We start from the raw sequence: 15,519 nt of genomic DNA on the forward strand, positions 1-15,519 counted from the left end.
CCCTTTCCCGTGCGGGCTCGCGCAGCGGGCCGCATGTCAGGAACCGGCCAGCAGGGGCCGCAGCGCGTCCGCGATCACCTGCTTGCTGTCATCGCCGGTGAAGATGCGGCGATAGCTGCCGTCCGGGTTCATCAGGAAAATCACGCTGGAATGATCCATCAGATAGTCCCCGGCGCTGTCATCGTCCACCTTGCGATAATACACCCGGTAAAGCTTCGCCACCTCGGCGATTTCCTGCTCCGAGCCGGTCATGCCCACCAGCCGGTCATGGAACAGGGGCACATAGTCGGCCAGGGCCGCCACCGTGTCGCGGGCGGGATCAATGGTGACAAAGACCGGTTTGACCTTTTCCGTGGGCAGGCCGTCTTCCTTCAAGTCCTTCAGCGCACCGGTCATCTTGGCCAGTTCCGTGGGGCACACGTCCGGGCAGAAGCTGTAGCCGAAATAGATCAACCGGTACTGACCCGCAAAGGCCGTGGTGCTCATGTCCTCGCCGGTATGGGCGGTCAGGGTGAACGGCCCGCCGGGGCCGCCACCGCCGCCGGTGTCGGCGGGCCGGTTCTGCCCGCCCGGCCCCAGCAGGGCAAGGGCCGCCACACCCGCCAGTGCCAGCGCCACCAGCGCCCATAAAATCAGCCGAAACCGTGCCATGCTCACCTCCTGATATGCAGTGGCGCGACCGGGAGACGGACTCGATCCCGTCTTGGGCAACGCCTTTCTCCCCGCTATATAAGGGGGCGCGGCGGTGCTGTCACCCACTGGCCGCCCTATGATCGCCCCCTGCGCGATCATCACGCAGGCCGCGCGCGCACCACGGCGCTCACCAATGGGCGCATCACGGGGCAACGGGTGGGCCGGGGACCGCCACGGTCAACCATCTGGGTCAACCGTCCGGCAACCATCTGGCGGGCCGGACCACTTCATGCTAGTCACGGTGGCCGAATGGTCCCCAAGCGGCCAACCACAAGAAGGAGCGAAAGGCAACCATGCGCGTATCCCTGTCGGCCCTGTCCCTTAAGATAGTCCTGTCGCTGTCCCTGATGGTCGGCATCATCGCCCTGTCGGGCGCGGCATCGGCCCAGCAATCCAACCAGTTCAAGCTGCTCAATGCGGTGGAAGATCAGGACATGGAGGAAGTGCGCTCCCTCATGCGCAAGGGCGTTTCCCCCAATACCCGCCGACGGCAGAGCGGCATTCCCGCCATATTGATCGCCGCGGACGGCGGCTATCTGCCCATGGTCAAGCTGTTGCTGGAAAACGGCGCCGACCCCGACATGAAGGGGGAGGAACGGGGCCAGACGGCCCTGATGCGCCGCGCCGTGGCCGGTGACATCGAAATGATGAAGCTGCTGCTTGAACACGGGGCGGATGTGAACGCCGTGGATGCGGGGCTGGAAACCGCCCTGATGAAAGCGGTGCGCAGCCGCAAATTCCGCACCGCCGAATTCCTGCTGGAACACGACGCCGACCCCAATGTGCAGGACATGACGGGCCGATCCGCGCTTCAGTATGCCCGCATGAGCCGCAGCCGTCGCATGGTGCGGATGCTGGAAGAAGCGGGCGCCTACTGATCATGGCTGTGCCCGCCCATACCGCCCCCCTGGTGCCGTGACCGGCGCGCTGGCCCATCTGCCGGATTTTGGCCGCCTGCTGGCGACTCCCCTGCCGGGTGATGCACCCGCCCACTGGCTGATTCTGGCGGGAATCGCCCTGCTGCTGGATGCCCTGCTGGGCAGCCGCACCCTTCTGGGCCGCCTGCCCGGCCCGGATCGCATATTGTTGCGACTCGGCCAGTGGCTGGTGCCCCGGCTGGACCGCGAACGCCGATCCCGCTTTGCGCGCGCCATGCGCGGTGCCCTGGTGGTGATGGCCTTCACCCCGATACTGGTGGTGATCGGGCGCGGTGTGGACCTGATCGCGCTGGATGGCGGCCTTGGCACGCTGATCACCGTGCTGTTGCTGGCCCGGCTGATGGAACAGCGGGCGCTGGTGGACTTGATCAGCGCCATGCCGGATCGGCTGGGGCGCATCCGGCCCGGCGCGGACGGAAACGGGCGCTTCGGCGCGTCCCGCTTTGCGCTGGAACGGCTGGCGGTGCGCTTTGCCGACGGCCTGGTGACCGTGCTTGTGCTGCTGATGCTGGGGGGCATGGCGCTGGTGCTGGTCCATCGTTTTCTCACCATGCTGGTGGAAGCAGGCGCGCCCAAGGGAATGACACCGCCCGCCAGCCCTTTCTATCTTGTGCCGCTGGCCCTGCAACAGGCGCTGGCCCTGCCGGGGGCGGCGCTGGCCGCGCTGCTGATGGCGCTGGCGGCGCTGCTGGTGCCGGGCGCGCGCGCCGGGCAGGCATGGCGCGGCCTGTCCCCGTTCGGCGCTGGCCTGCCCGCCCGCCTGATCCCCGCCGCCACGCTGGCCTTCGCGCTGGGGCTTAACCTGCACAGCGACCCGGACAACCGCCCCGGTGGCCGGTGGCTCGGCCCGCCGGACGGGCGCGCCCGCCCCGCCCCACTGGATATGAGCCGGGCGCTTTATCTGATACTGGTCGCCGGCCTGCTGATTCTGCTGGCACTGGTGGGTGTGCTGCTGCATCTTCTGGGGGGAACGCCATGAGCCTGCCACCGAGCCCCGGTGAAGCCGACGCGCATATCAATCTGCTTCATCCCGATCTGCCCCAGGGCGGCGGCGTGCGGGCCGGTACGCTCGTGTCCATTCGCTGGGTGGCCGTGGCGGGCCAGGCGCTCAGCCTGCTGTTCGTCAGTTACGGGCTGGGCTTCCATGTGCGGCTGGATCTGACCCTGCCGCTGGTGGCGCTGTCCGCCCTGCTCAATCTGGTGCTGCATGTACGCCTGCCCCGCAATAGCCGCCTGACGGAACTGAACGCCACGCTGCAACTGGGCTTCGATCTGCTGCATCTGGCGGCGCTGGTCTATCTCACCGGCGGGCTGGCCAACCCGTTTGCCGTTCTGCTTCTGGCGCCCACCAGTGTATCCGCCTCCATGCTGGGGCGGCGCTCCACCATTCTGCTGGTCCTGCTCAGCCTGATATTGCTGACCTGCATGGCCTTTACGCCTTTTCCCCTGCCCTGGGACGGCCCGCCACCGGATATTCCCCGGCTTTATCTGGTGGGATTATGGGTGGGGCTCGCCTTTGCCATGGTGTTTCTGGCCGCCTATACTGCGCGCGTGGGCCGCGAAGGGCGCCACCGGGCACGCGCCCTGTCCGCCACACAGATCGCGCTGGAACGGGAACAGCAACTGTCCGCGCTGGGGGCACTGGCCGCCGCCGCCGCCCATGAACTGGGCACACCGCTGGGCACCATCACCATGACCGTCAGCGACCTGAGGGATGCCGCCAGGGACAGCAACGATGCCTTTGCCGCGCAAGCGCTGCCCGATCTGGACCTGATCGCCCAGCAGACCCGGCGCTGCCGCGACATTCTGACCCGGATCAGCCAGCAGGGGCGCACCGGCAGCGAGGATCATTTCCGCCATATATCGCTGGAAACGCTGGTGCGGGAAGCTGGCGCCCCGCTGGAGCACGCCGGTGTCACCCTGCATTATGGCGGCGATCCCCAGGCCCGCGGCATGGCGGTTCTGCGCCGATCCGAACAGATTCACGCCCTGCGCAATATCGTGGAAAACGCCGTGAGCTTCGCGGCAAGCCGGGTCGATATTGAAATGGGAATGGCGGGCGACCGGGTGGACCTGCGCATATCCGATGACGGGCCGGGCTTCGACCCAACGATTGTCCGCCAGCTCGGCGAGCCCTATGTCAGTCATCGGGAAGGCGCGCACGGCGAAACAGGCGGTCTGGGGCTTGGCCTGTTCATCGCCAAGACCCTGCTGGAGCGCACCGGCGGCAAGGTGCGGTTTGAACGCGCCCCCGGTGGCGGCGCTCAGGTGCGGGTGGCCTGGCAGCGGGCCGACCTGATCGCGCCCCGGCAGGAGCCACAAAAGGCCGCCCCACCGGCAACGCATCGAACCGGCACAGGCGATAAGGAAGAAACCGATGAGTGAAACCAACCCCCTTGACGATTTTACCGGCGGCACCCTGCTGGTGGTGGAGGATGATCAGGCATTCCGTCAGCGCCTCGGCCTGACCATGCAGCGGCGCGGCTTCGATGTGATATCCGCCGCGGGCGTGGAAGAAGGGCTGGCCATGGCCCGGACCCACAAGCCCGCCTATGCGGTGATCGACATGCGGCTGGAAGACGGCAACGGCCTGGACATGGTGGAGGAACTGCGCGCCCTGATGCCGGACATCCGCATCGTGATCCTGACCGGCTATGGCAATATCGCCAGTGCCGTGGCCGCGGTGAAGGCAGGCGCGGTGGATTATATGGCCAAACCCGCCGAGCCGGACGAGATCGCCGCCGCGCTGGTTACGGGCGCCGGGCAGAAAACCCCGCCGCCAGAAAATCCCATGTCCGCCGAGCGGGTGAAATGGGAACACATCCAGCGTGTCTATGAACTGTGCGAGCGTAATGTGTCGGAAACGGCGCGGCGGCTGAACATGCACCGTCGGACACTGCAACGAATCCTGGCCAAGCGCTCCCCGCAATAAGGCCGCATCGGGCCTGGGGAGCGCCGCACCACGCGGCCAACATCTAGCCCTTCGCCAGCGCCTCGGCCAGCGGCACGGCGGGGGAAACGGCATCCCCCTGAAACAGGGAAAAGCCCAGCTTGCGCCCTTCGGCCAGGGTGTGGCCATCGTCCACCCGGTCCAGAATGGTGCGGGCCGCGCCCCAGCGGGACAGCAGCGTTTTCAGCCGCTGGCGCACCGCTTCATCCAGCCACATCACCACCGGCTCCGCCGGGCATCTGAGCTTGATGAAGTCAAGGCCGAGAAGTTTCAGATCAGGCCACAGCAGGCTTTGCGGATCGAGCCCGGCCAGCGCCAGCCTGAAACCGCGCTCCCGCGCTTCCTCAAAGGCCAGCGCGCACTGGGCCGGGTTACTTTGCAGATCGATGGCGGGAAATTCCAATATCACCTTGGATCGGGGCCAAGACCCCAACCCATGATCGAATCGGGCGAACACATCCGACAGCACGCCGAACGAGGTGGTGCGCACCATGGTGGCCAGGCTATCCCGGTTTTGCACATCGGGCTCCCCGGCCAGCAGCCGTTCCGACAGGGTATCCTGCAAATAACCGCGAAACCACGGATTGACCGCGAACCGCCCCTTTTTCAGCAATTGCTGAAAGGCGGGCTCCATGGGCAGGTCCAGATGCATCAGCACGGGGGCCTGTGGCACCTGATCCACCGGCGCTTGATCATCCCCCGCCACCATGCCCATCACGGTCTGGCGCACCATCAGGCCGCTCAGGTCCGTGCCTTCCAGCCCCTTGACCATGCGGGCGAAGGTCTCGGCATCCACATCGCGCACATGTTCCTGTGGCTGACGGTGCTCCCGCACAATGGCGCGAAAGTCGATGGTCTTGTGCCGCCGCCCCTCCGGGTCCGTGGTTTCGGTGACAGGCGGGGGGCGCGTGCCCGCGGCGGTCGGGCTGGCGGGGCGCCCTTCCACCACGCGGGTGATCAGGCTTTCCATTTCCCGCTTGAAGCGGTCGAAATCGTTTTCCAGATCATACCATTCGATGAAGGCGTCGGACATGCCGGGCACCGGCTTCAGGGCCCGGATCACGCCGCTGTCGGACAATTCCCGGCGCACGCGGGCGATGTGCGGCTCGATCACGCCAAGGCCAAGCCCGCGCGTGGCGACAATGATCTCGCCATCCACCAGCCGGATCACCTTGCCGCCGTGCTTGTCCCGAAGCGGCCTGAGCGCCGCCCCCACGGCCCGGCGGTAATAGCTGTCCCGGAACGGGCGCTCCAGCGCGGACATGCGAATATGCAGCACATAACGGCCCTGAGGCGACCGCTTGGCCAGACGGATAAATCCCTGTAGATCCTCAATGCTCTCCATGCGCCACCCTCAAGCCCGTCCTGCCGCCAGAATGACGGCCCGCGCCACAAAGTGCAAGACGGCGGGAACAGCGGGGCATGACGGAAAAATCCCGACCCGGACGGTCAGCGCCCAAAGCTTTTGCGCTGATGCAGCCACCAGGCGCTTTCATTGATGGAATAGACCGGGCGATAGTGCAGGATGTCATCATCCGCCACCACCTGATCCACCTGATTGTCCAGAATATATTCCTGCCCTTCATGGCGCACGGCCAGCACCGCGTGGGCGGCGTTCAGGTTTTCATCCTGCAACACCACAAGGCGCATGGTGTCCGCCGGCACGCCCAGCCGCTTCAGCGTGATATATTTGCTGATGGCGTAATCCTCGCAGTCGCCGTCCTTCAGGAAGAATTCCCGCGGCGTGGCCCAGTAATCGGGTATGCCCCAGTTCACCGGGTCCACGATATAGGGCGCCTGATTCATGAAGCGATTGACCAGGGACAGCATCTCGGCCCTGTCCGCTCCCTTGTGGGCCTCGATGAAGTCCTCCCAGTTCTGGCGCTTGCAGGCCACCCGCGCGTCGCCGCCGGGGGCGGCATCACCGTCACAGTCCGGCGGGTCGGGCCGGGATTGACGCTTGAGATTGAAGCGGCGCCACATTTCCGTCCACTGGGTAAAGGCTTTCATGTCCGTATTGCGGATTTCGCGGCTGCCGAACAGGCCGTCCGCCGCCACCGAAACGCCCGCCGGGGCCACCGCCATGCCCAGCAGGATCAGCACCACCCCTAAAAGCCGTGCCTTTGAAACCGCCATGAACCGATACTCCGGGCAACAGGAGGCGCTTGTCTTTTGCACACTTGTTCCTTAAGCCGAAAAAGATCACCTTGGGGCGTCCGCCAGATGGCGCATACCGGCCCATATGGCAGATTTAACCATGGTACTCCGCCGAGGCAAGGCCCGGCACCAGGATCAGATAAGGGATGTCCCCCAGATGACGGATTCCGGCAAGACGGCGCAGGCCAGGCATGACACTCCCTCCCGCTCGACCCGCGTGACCGAGGGCCGCAGGCGCGGCCTGGTGGCGCTGGGGGCGGTGGTGCTGTTCCTGGCCTTCGGGGGATGGCTGATCCTGTCCTTTGCCGAGGACCAGCGCCAGAGCGACCTGAAATCATGGCGGGACAGGCTCAATCTGGTGGCGGAAAGCCGCGCGGATGCGGCGGGCGCCTGGCTCAACCGGCACCTGTCCACCATTGAAGGGCTGGCGGGCGATGCCTCGCTCCAGCTTTATGCCACCCACGCGCTCAATGACAGTGCCGGGGCGGAAGCGCAGCGCGGCTATATCTTTTCCCTGATCTCGGCGGAAGCGGATCGGGGCGGCTTTCACGAAGACCGCGCCACCGATCAGGTCAAGGCCAATGTGGCCCGCCCTCAGCGCGCCGGTATCGCACTTGTCACCGGGGAAGGCACGCCGCTGGTGGCCACGTCCGGTATGCCGGAAATCCCCGCGGATTCCTGGCCGCGCACCACATCCGGCTTCATCACGCTGGGCCCGGTGATGCCCGATGGCACGCCTCTGGTGTTGTTCGGTGCCCCCCTCGGCGCCAATGAGGGCACGCCCGGCAACGGCAACGAATCAGCCCGCCGCGCCTGGGTCATCGGCGCCAGGCCGCTCGGCGCCCGGTTCCGCGAAACGCTGGTGCAGCCCGGCTCCCTCAGCAGCACGGCGGAAACCTATGTGGTCATGCGCAAAAGCGGGGACGGCAGCAAGGTACGCGCCATCACCCGGCTGGACGGCGGCGGACGGCTGGGCGAAGCGCAAACGGACCCGGCGGCGGCCTTCGCCGTGGAGACGCCCGGCGGTTTTGCCACCCGCAAAAATTATGAAGGGGACGACGTACTGGTCACCGGGCGCACCCTGCCCGCCCCGGTGCCCTGGGTTCTGGTGCGCACCATCGACGCCAGCGAGGCCCTGGCCCATATCGACAGCCGCCGCAACAGCCTGATCATCACGCTGGGGCTGGCCGGGCTGGTGGTGCTGGGCGCGCTGGTGCTGGTCTGGCGCACGGCGGTATCCCGGCGCCTGATGACCGCGCTGGGCCAACAGGCGGCGGAGCGGGAACGCGCGGATTCCCTGTCCAAATTTCTTCAGGCGGTGAGCGACGCCCAGCCCACCGCCATCGCAGCCGTGGACGAGACCATGACCGTGCGTTTCGCCAATCGCGGCATGGGCGACCTGACCGGCTTCACGCCTGAAGAATTGCAGAACCGTCGGCTGTCCAACGCCTTTGAACGCGATCTGGCGATCACCCTGAAATCAGCGGTGCAGACCGCCGCCGGGGGGCGCCGGGTGGAAGACCGGATCAGCCTGCCCCATGAAAACGGGAACCGGCGTTTGCGGGCCCACGCCCTGCCGCTGGAAAAGTCCTTCGGCCATGAAGCCAGCGCCCTGATCGTGATGGAAGACATCACCGACCTGATCACCGCCAATGAGCGCAGCGAACGCCTGCTGCATCAGGTGGTGGCGACCCTGACACGGATCATCGACAGCCGCGATCCGTGGAGCCGCGACCATTCGAACCGCGTGGCCATCGTGGCCCGGGCCATCGCCGGGGAACTGTCCTGGCGCGCGGGCGCGGCGGATACGGTGGCCACTGCGGGTCAACTGGTCAATCTGGGCAAGATATTCGTCCCGCGCGACCTGCTGGTGAAGGAAAGCCCGCTCAGCGAAGACGAGCTGCACCATGTGCGGGACTGTATGCAGAAAGGCGCCGAGCTGGTGACCGGGATCGATTTTCCGGGGCCGGTGGCCCGCGCCCTGGCGGAACTGCATGAACGCTGGGACGGCAGCGGCGGCCCCAATGGCCTGAGCGGGGAAGCCATCGCCCCGGAAGCCCGCGTGCTGGCGGTGGCCAACGCTTTTGTGGGCATGGTCTCCGCCCGCGCGCACCGCACCGGCATGAGCTTTGACGACGCGCTGGATACCCTGGGCCAGCAGGCGGGGCAGACCTTTGAACGCCGGGTCGTGGCAGCCTTGCAGAATGTGCTGGAAAATCGCGGTGGCCGGGATCGCTGGGCCGATTTCACCCTGCCCCATGCCAGCCACAACACGGACAGCCCGGACGACTGAGGCGCCCGCCCGTCAGACCATGGAGACGTCGGTATCGTCGCCTTCGTCGTCGCCCCTGTCCGCATCGGCGAGCGCAGCATCCACCTTGCCCGCCAGGCGGGCAATCAGGGCCTCGCCCTTTTCACCGCCGTCCCCGGTGATGTCATTTTCCCAGATCACCTGAAACGCCTTCAGGTGGGAATCCACCAGCGCCGGGTCCGTCCCCACCGGATTGCCGCTGCCGGGCGCCTTGTGATGCTTGAAATAGCGGCACAGGCTGGTGCCCACACCGGTCATCAGGCCATAGCCGAATGAACCGCTCAGCCCCTTGATGTTGTGGGACAATTCGTAAATACGGCGGGCCGTCTCCTCATCCAGCGTGTCGCCGGCGCTGGCACAGGCATCCCGCAGGGTGGCCAGCTCGGCCACCGTGTCACCCATCCAGCTTTTGTAATGTGCTGTCAGATCGTCTTCCGCATCCACCACGACCCATCCTTTCCTTACAGACAAACGCTATCAACCGGGTGCGGTCCCGCCAAGGCTTTATTCCGCCGAAAGGCCGCCAGCACCCCCCTGGCGCGCTGACACCCCGCCCGCATCACCCTTTTGCCGCTTTTTCCTTTGAACTGACCGGGCGCGTCCGATACACAGCAGGGGCAGCAGTCACGCGATTCAGGAGGCGGTACCAGTGAAATCCCAAACGGTGGAAAAGCTTCAGGCTTATTTGCAGAACAAATTCGGTGCGCCGTCGCTGAAACTGATCTATCGGCCCAAGACGGACGATTCGGTGGAAGTGACCCTGAACGGCGAATTCATTGGCGTAATCTATGAGGATGAGGATGAGGGCGAATTGTCCTATCAGTTCCACATGGCCATCATAGAAGAAGACCTGGATCTCTAGCACCCGCGCGGGGCCCTTTCGGGCCGCCAGCGGATCATCAGGGCGCCATCATGTGAAACAGAAAGCCCCCGCCGCACAGTGCGACGGGGGCTTTGTCGTTCGGGCCTGAACGCTGCCCTTACCAGATGCTGACCCGTTCTTCCGGCGCCAGATACAGGTCGTCGTCCTTGTCCACGTCAAAGGCCGTGTACCAGGCATCCATGTTGCGCACCACGCCATTGACGCGGAACTCTTCCGGGCTGTGCGGGTCCGACTTCAGGCGGCGCAACATGTACTGCTCCCGGTTCTTGCCGCGCCACACCTGGGCCCAGGCCATGAAGAAACGCTGGTCCCCGGTAAAGCCGTCAATCACCGGTGCCTCCTCGTCCCCAAGCGACAGCTTGTAGGCGTGATAGGCCATGGAAAGCCCGCCCAGATCGCCGATGTTCTCGCCCAGGGTGAAGCGGCCATTGACCGTCTCGCCCTCGATCGGCTCATAGGAGTCGTACTGGTCCACCAGGGCCTGTGTGCGCTTCTCGAACCGCTCACGGTCGGCCTCTGTCCACCAGTTGCGCTGCACGCCCTTTGCATCGGACTTGGAGCCCTGATCGTCAAAGCCATGGCCCATTTCGTGCCCGATCACCGCCCCGATGGCGCCATAGTTCACCGCCGGGTCCGCTTCCGGGTCGAAAAAGGGCGGTTGCAGAATGGCGGCGGGGAAAACGATCTCGTTGAAGGACGGGTTATAATAGGCGTTGACCGTCTGCGGGGTCATGAACCATTCGTCCCGGTCGGTCTTTTCGCCCAGGCGTTCGATGTCCTCCCGCTCCCAATAGGAACGCACGGCCAGCACATTGCCGAACAGGTCATCGGGATCGATCTGCACATCATCGAAACCGCGCCACTTGTCCGGGTAGCCGATCTTGGGATTGAAGGCTTCCAGCTTTTCGAACGCCTCTTCCTTGGTGTCCTCGCCCATCCAGTCCAGACGCTCCACACGCTGGCGCAGAGCCACCCGCAAATTTTCCACCAGCGATTCCATCTGCTGCTTGGAGTCGGGCGGGAAATGGCGATCCACATAAATCTGGCCCAGCGCCTCGCCCAGACCGTCGCGGCTGCCCACCAGATTGACCGCCCGCTTCCAGCGCTCCCGCTGTTCCTCGCGGCCAGAGAGCACCTTGCCCCGGAAGGCGAAGTTCGCCTTGTCCACCTCTTCCGGCAGCAGGGCGGCATTGCCGCTGATGGCATGATACATCAGATAGGCCTTGAAGGTTGCCAGATCCGTCTCACCGATCACGTCGATCAGCGGGCCGATCGCGCTGGGTGTGGAGACGTTCACTTCCTCCAGTTCTTCGATACCCATGCTGGAAAACAGCAGGTTCCAGTCATAATCCGGGAATTCGCTGGTCAGCTTTTCCACGCTGTAGGGGTTGTAGGTCAGATCCCGGTTGCGCCGCTTTTCCACCGGCCAGTGATGTTCCGCGATCCGCGTCTCCAGCGCCAGAATGTCCTTGGCGGCCTTGGCGGCGGCTTCTTTCTCCACGCCCGCAAAACCGAGCATTTCAGCAATATGCGACTCATAGGACCCGCGAATCCTGGTGAAACGCTCCGTGTCTTCCAGATAATAATCCCGGTTGGGCAGCCCCAGCCCCGAATGAACAATGCTCAGCCGGTACTGATCCGGGTCCTTGCGGTCGATAGACAGCGACACATCAATGGGCGCCGTGGTCTCGTGCAGGCCGGTTTTGGCGAAGGCGCTAACCAGATCCTCGCGGTTCTGAATGGCGCGGAACTGATCCAGAATGGGCTGGATCGGCGCCATGCCCTTTTCGTTCAACGCCTCCACATCCATGAAGCTGGCGTAATAATCGCCCACTTTCTGCTCGATCGTGCCTTTTTCCGGCTCGGCCTCCGCCAGATCCCGGATGATGGCGCGCACCCGCTCCTCGCTGCGATCGCGCAGCTTGATGAAGGAGCCATAGCGCACCTCGTCCGCCTTCAGCTCATACTCGTCCAGCCATGATCCGTTCACATGGCGGAAGAAGTCATCGCCCGCATCCACGTCCGGCTTCATGGCATCGGTTTCGACCCCCCAGTCGCCCAGTTCCGGGCCCGTGGGCCGGGATGCCGCCTCCTGCTCCGTCTGTGTCTGGTCGGCCTTGTCGGCTGCCTTGCCGTCCGCCCCATCGTCGGACTGGCCGCAGGCCGCCACCATCAGCGCCATGGCCGACACGCCAGCCAGGCGCCAGGCACGCAGTGTCCCATATGTCATGTTCATCGCTCCCTTGTCTCCTCCGAAAAGGGGGGTGCCAACGCCGCCTTCCGGCCACGACGCACACCGCCCACCATGCGCCAGCATAATACGACGGTTTATTCTGTCCATGTTCCTTTGGTTTAAGGTGGGGGCTTTGTTTCCGCTCACGCCTTGGCGCTACGCGCCCGGCTCCGCGAGGGCGCCGCACTAGCGGCGGGGCGCGGTCGCGCCCTCCGCTCATCCCGCGCAGGGGCGGGATGGCGGTAGAGAGCCCTTTCCGCTCACGCCTTGGCGCTACGCGCCCGGCTCCGCGAGGGCGCCGCATAGGCGGCGGGGCGCGGTCGCGCCCTCCGCTCATCCCGCGCAGGGGCGGGATGGCGGTAGGGGCAAGCGCCGGTGCGGGTGGGAAATAAGGGCGCTGAACAGGTGCACTGCCTAATTGGTATGATGGCCACATCAACCGTGATAAACTGAACAAATGGTTAAGCTGTCCCGAATCATCACCGCTTGCCTGCTGGGCCTGGCACTTTGGTTTCAGGCGCCGGCCTCGGTTATGGCTGCACAGAATGACCGGCCTTCCGGCGAACAATCCCGAAACGCCCCCCAACAAGCCGACCTTGCCAGCACCGCCCCCGGCGTACGCCTGATCGCCATTGACGGGCCGATCGGGCCGGGGCGGGCCGCCTTTGTGATCCGCGCCCTGAAAGCGGCGGAAGCGGACCCGGCAATCGGCACGGTCATTCTGCGGTTGGACACCCCCGGCGGCCTGATGGAGCCCATGCGCGCCATCGTGCAGGCCGTGCTGAACAGCACCAAGCCGGTGATCGGCCATGTGGCGCCCCCCGGCGGTCGTGCCGCCAGCGCGGGCACCTTCATCCTGATGGCGACCCATATGGCGGCCATGGCCCCCAACACCACCATCGGGGCGGCGGCCCCCGTGGCCGTGGGCAGCGGCGGGGGTGGCACGGGCGATGACGAGGCCGACGACACATCGGGCAAGGCCGCCAGGCCCGACCTGCCGGACAAGGTGATGAACGATGCCGCCGCCACCATGCGGGGGCTGGCCCGCGCACGCGGGCGCCCGGCCCCGCTGGCGGAGCGCTTCGTAACGGAAGCGTTGAGCCTGAACACCCATGAAGCCATGGAAAAAGGCGTGGTGGCCCTGACGGCGGCGGACACGCCGTCCCTGCTGGCGGCGCTGAACGGGCGCACCATCACGCTGGGCGCAAACGGCAAGGGGCGGGCCGTGCGGCTTGACACCTCCGGCCCCGTCAGCACCGCCGCCCCCACCTGGCGCGATGATCTGCTGGCCTTTGTCACCAATCCCAATGTGGCCTATCTGCTGATGCTGGTTGGCATTTACGGGCTGTTTCTGGAATTTTCCAATCCGGGCATGATCTTTCCCGGTGTGGCCGGGGGCGTGGCGCTGCTGCTGGCGCTCTATGCGTTTCAAATGCTGCCCATCAATGTGGCGGGCGCCGGGCTGATATTGCTGGGCATCGCGCTGATGGCGCTGGAAGCGGTGGTCACGTCCCTTGGTGTGCTGGCCATTGGCGGCATTGTGGCTTTCGTGCTGGGCTCCATCCTGCTGATGGATACCAACGCGCCCGGCTTTGCCCTGTCCTATTGGCTGATCGGCAGCGCGGCACTGGTGGCCGCGGCAAGCAGCCTGCTGGTGGTATCGCTGGCCGTGCGCGCCTGGCGCCGCCCCATCACCGCCGGCGGGGAAGCCCTGCTGGACCGCCGCGCCACGGTGGAACACTGGAACGATGACGGAACGGGCACGGTCCATGTGCGCGGCGAGAACTGGTCCGCCACCGGCCCGGCGGAGCTGTCCCCCGGCGACAGCGTGCGCATAACGGAGCGCCGGGGCCTGGTGCTGAGAGTGACCCCCTGGAAGCAGGCATCCAAGGACACCCCCGACCCTCGAAAGGAGACCTGAGCCATGCCGTTTTCCCTGTCCCCCACCCTGCTCGCCGTCATACTGATCGGCGGTCTGCTGCTGTCCATGCTGCGGATTCTGCGCGAATACGAACGCGGCGTGGTCTTTCAGCTCGGTCGCTTCTGGAAGGTGAAGGGGCCGGGCCTGATCATCATCATCCCGATCATCCAGAAAATGGTGAAGGTGGACCTGCGCACCACCGTGCTGGACGTGCCCGAACAGGACGTGATCAGCCAGGACAATGTGTCGGTGCATGTGAATGCGGTGCTGTATTACCGGGTGGTGGATTCCGAAAAAGCCATCATCGAGGTGGAGAATTACCACTATGCCACCAGTCAGCTTGCCCAGACCACGCTACGCTCCGTGCTGGGCCAGCACACGCTGGATGACATGCTGGCCAAGCGGGACGAACTGAACGCCGACATTCAACGCATTCTGGACAAGCAGACGGACGCATGGGGCATCAAGGTATCCAATGTGGAACTGAAGCATGTGGACCTGGACCAGAGCATGATCCGCGCCATCGCCAAGGAGGCGGAGGCCGAGCGCATCCGCCGCGCCAAGGTGATCACCGCCATGGGCGAAGCCCAGGCCGCCGCCAAGATCGCCGAGGCCGCGGGCGTCCTGTCGGAGCAGAAGGGCGCCATGCAGATACGCTATCTGACCAGCCTTCAGGACATCGCCAGCGACAAGAGCCACACCGTGGTCTTCCCCATGCCGGTGAACCTGCTGGACAAGCTGGAAAATCTGGCGGTGAACACAGGGGACAATAAAGAATGACCCGGCCCCGGCAGGGCACGCCCCTTAGTCGTTCAGATTATCGTTCTGCCAGTATTTGGTGCCCTGCAAGGTGGCCTGAAGCGCCACGCCGCTCTTGGTGAACTGATAGACTTCCACATCCGACAGAACGGATTTGCTGTCGCTGGCCTCGGCGCCCTTGGTGTCGCTTTGAGCCGCCGCGTCCGCCTGGCCGGAAAAGTCCCAGCCGTCTTCCACAAAACCGGTGAACGCATCGTCGCTGTAGAAGATGAACACGGCGCGGAAATCCTTCACGCCGATGCCCAGCCCCACGCCCGCGGACGCCATTTTCATAAAGGTCTTTTCGCCGCTTCGGTTGTCGATCGCCACCCCCTTGCCGCCGCCGGCGGAAAAGAAGATCACATTGACCCCCACATTGGAAAACACCGCATAGCCCACCGCGCCTTCCAGCTTGTTTCGCGCGTCCGGCTCTTCGCTGTACAGGTCGGTCAGCGTCTTGTCGTGCATGTCCATGATACCGGCGCGATTTTCCGCGTCGGATTTGGCCAGGGCCGGCCCCGCTGTCAGGGCCAGTGCCATCAACAGGCCCGCAACGATTCGTCGCCCTGCTCGGTGGTGCACCCTATCTGCCATCACCCGTGCTCCTTCTGTCATGTGAAAATTACGAACCCGGA

The 15,519-nt window shown here is 65.1% G+C and carries 14 protein-coding genes; 8 read left to right on the forward strand and 6 right to left on the reverse strand.

What is annotated here, in order from left to right:
* Positions 1-36: 36 nt before the first annotated feature.
* Positions 37-651, reverse strand: a complete 615-nt coding sequence (locus tag WGH93_RS00290) for an SCO family protein (protein ID WP_374762840.1) — start codon at positions 649-651, stop codon at positions 37-39.
* Between the two features lie 335 nt (positions 652-986).
* On the opposite strand from WGH93_RS00290, the gene WGH93_RS00295 reads away from it, so the two are divergent.
* Genes WGH93_RS00295 through WGH93_RS00310 form a run of 4 tightly spaced genes read left to right on the forward strand, consistent with a single transcriptional unit; the run spans position 987 to position 4,563 of the window.
* On the forward strand, positions 987-1,571 hold the full coding sequence (locus tag WGH93_RS00295) for an ankyrin repeat domain-containing protein (RefSeq protein ID WP_374762841.1): 585 nt from the start codon (positions 987-989) through the stop codon (positions 1,569-1,571).
* Positions 1,572-1,608: 37 nt separating this feature from the next.
* Positions 1,609-2,610, forward strand: coding sequence for a hypothetical protein (locus tag WGH93_RS00300; RefSeq protein WP_374762842.1), 1,002 nt, complete (start codon positions 1,609-1,611; stop codon positions 2,608-2,610).
* A complete protein-coding gene (locus tag WGH93_RS00305) occupies positions 2,607-4,016 on the forward strand; it encodes an ActS/PrrB/RegB family redox-sensitive histidine kinase (RefSeq protein WP_374762843.1) in 1,410 nt (469 codons plus the stop codon). Before WGH93_RS00300 ends, WGH93_RS00305 begins: the two co-directional genes overlap by 4 nt.
* On the forward strand, positions 4,009-4,563 hold the full coding sequence (locus WGH93_RS00310; RefSeq protein ID WP_374762844.1) for an ActR/PrrA/RegA family redox response regulator transcription factor: 555 nt from the start codon (positions 4,009-4,011) through the stop codon (positions 4,561-4,563). Before WGH93_RS00305 ends, WGH93_RS00310 begins: the two co-directional genes overlap by 8 nt.
* A gap of 43 nt (positions 4,564-4,606) precedes the next feature.
* Here WGH93_RS00310 and WGH93_RS00315 read toward each other — a convergent pair whose 3' ends face one another.
* Positions 4,607-5,926, reverse strand: coding sequence for a YuxH family protein (locus WGH93_RS00315; RefSeq protein ID WP_374762845.1), 1,320 nt, complete (start codon positions 5,924-5,926; stop codon positions 4,607-4,609).
* Positions 5,927-6,030: 104 nt separating this feature from the next.
* Entirely contained in the window at positions 6,031-6,717 is a 687-nt protein-coding gene (locus tag WGH93_RS00320; protein ID WP_374762846.1) for a transglutaminase-like cysteine peptidase, read from the reverse strand.
* 178 nt (positions 6,718-6,895) lie between these two features.
* On the opposite strand from WGH93_RS00320, the gene WGH93_RS00325 reads away from it, so the two are divergent.
* Positions 6,896-9,031 carry an HD-GYP domain-containing protein gene (locus WGH93_RS00325; RefSeq protein ID WP_374762847.1) on the forward strand — a complete coding sequence of 712 codons (2,136 nt, stop codon included), beginning with the start codon at positions 6,896-6,898 and terminating at the stop codon, positions 9,029-9,031.
* Between the two features lie 12 nt (positions 9,032-9,043).
* Here the strand turns inward: WGH93_RS00325 and WGH93_RS00330 are convergent, their stop codons facing one another.
* Positions 9,044-9,496: a hypothetical protein gene (locus tag WGH93_RS00330; RefSeq protein WP_374762848.1), complete on the reverse strand. Its 453-nt coding sequence runs from the start codon at positions 9,494-9,496 to the stop codon at positions 9,044-9,046.
* 202 nt (positions 9,497-9,698) lie between these two features.
* On the opposite strand from WGH93_RS00330, the gene WGH93_RS00335 reads away from it, so the two are divergent.
* Positions 9,699-9,911: a DUF3126 family protein gene (locus tag WGH93_RS00335; protein ID WP_374762849.1), complete on the forward strand. Its 213-nt coding sequence runs from the start codon at positions 9,699-9,701 to the stop codon at positions 9,909-9,911.
* Between the two features lie 118 nt (positions 9,912-10,029).
* On the opposite strand, the gene WGH93_RS00340 is transcribed toward WGH93_RS00335, so the two are convergent.
* Entirely contained in the window at positions 10,030-12,114 is a 2,085-nt protein-coding gene (locus WGH93_RS00340; RefSeq protein WP_374763209.1) for a M13 family metallopeptidase, read from the reverse strand.
* A gap of 583 nt (positions 12,115-12,697) precedes the next feature.
* Between WGH93_RS00340 and WGH93_RS00345 the strand changes: the two genes are divergently transcribed.
* Both WGH93_RS00345 and WGH93_RS00350 read left to right on the forward strand, forming a co-directional pair.
* Positions 12,698-14,086 carry an NfeD family protein gene (locus tag WGH93_RS00345; protein ID WP_374762850.1) on the forward strand — a complete coding sequence of 463 codons (1,389 nt, stop codon included), beginning with the start codon at positions 12,698-12,700 and terminating at the stop codon, positions 14,084-14,086.
* Positions 14,087-14,089: 3 nt separating this feature from the next.
* Positions 14,090-14,866: a slipin family protein gene (locus tag WGH93_RS00350; protein WP_374762851.1), complete on the forward strand. Its 777-nt coding sequence runs from the start codon at positions 14,090-14,092 to the stop codon at positions 14,864-14,866.
* Positions 14,867-14,890: 24 nt separating this feature from the next.
* Here WGH93_RS00350 and WGH93_RS00355 read toward each other — a convergent pair whose 3' ends face one another.
* Positions 14,891-15,478 carry a lipid-binding SYLF domain-containing protein gene (locus WGH93_RS00355; RefSeq protein WP_374762852.1) on the reverse strand — a complete coding sequence of 196 codons (588 nt, stop codon included), beginning with the start codon at positions 15,476-15,478 and terminating at the stop codon, positions 14,891-14,893.
* Between the last annotated feature and the right edge of the window lie 41 nt (positions 15,479-15,519).

This window comes from Yunchengibacter salinarum, assembly GCF_037658235.1.
Taxonomy (GTDB): Bacteria; Pseudomonadota; Alphaproteobacteria; order Sphingomonadales; family Kordiimonadaceae; genus Yunchengibacter; species Yunchengibacter salinarum.

Coding starts and splice junctions, on each gene's coding strand:
- WGH93_RS00350 (WP_374762851.1), top strand. CDS start 14,090: ATGCCGTTTTCCCTGTCCCCCACCCTGCTCGCCGTCATACTGATCGGC.
- WGH93_RS00320 (WP_374762846.1), bottom strand. CDS start 6,717: ATGGCGGTTTCAAAGGCACGGCTTTTAGGGGTGGTGCTGATCCTGCTG.
- WGH93_RS00325 (WP_374762847.1), top strand. CDS start 6,896: ATGACGGATTCCGGCAAGACGGCGCAGGCCAGGCATGACACTCCCTCC.
- WGH93_RS00345 (WP_374762850.1), top strand. CDS start 12,698: ATGGCTGCACAGAATGACCGGCCTTCCGGCGAACAATCCCGAAACGCC.
- WGH93_RS00340 (WP_374763209.1), bottom strand. CDS start 12,114: ATGGCGCTGATGGTGGCGGCCTGCGGCCAGTCCGACGATGGGGCGGAC.
- WGH93_RS00315 (WP_374762845.1), bottom strand. CDS start 5,926: ATGGAGAGCATTGAGGATCTACAGGGATTTATCCGTCTGGCCAAGCGG.
- WGH93_RS00290 (WP_374762840.1), bottom strand. CDS start 651: ATGGCACGGTTTCGGCTGATTTTATGGGCGCTGGTGGCGCTGGCACTG.
- WGH93_RS00295 (WP_374762841.1), top strand. CDS start 987: ATGCGCGTATCCCTGTCGGCCCTGTCCCTTAAGATAGTCCTGTCGCTG.
- WGH93_RS00310 (WP_374762844.1), top strand. CDS start 4,009: ATGAGTGAAACCAACCCCCTTGACGATTTTACCGGCGGCACCCTGCTG.
- WGH93_RS00355 (WP_374762852.1), bottom strand. CDS start 15,478: ATGGCAGATAGGGTGCACCACCGAGCAGGGCGACGAATCGTTGCGGGC.
- WGH93_RS00305 (WP_374762843.1), top strand. CDS start 2,607: ATGAGCCTGCCACCGAGCCCCGGTGAAGCCGACGCGCATATCAATCTG.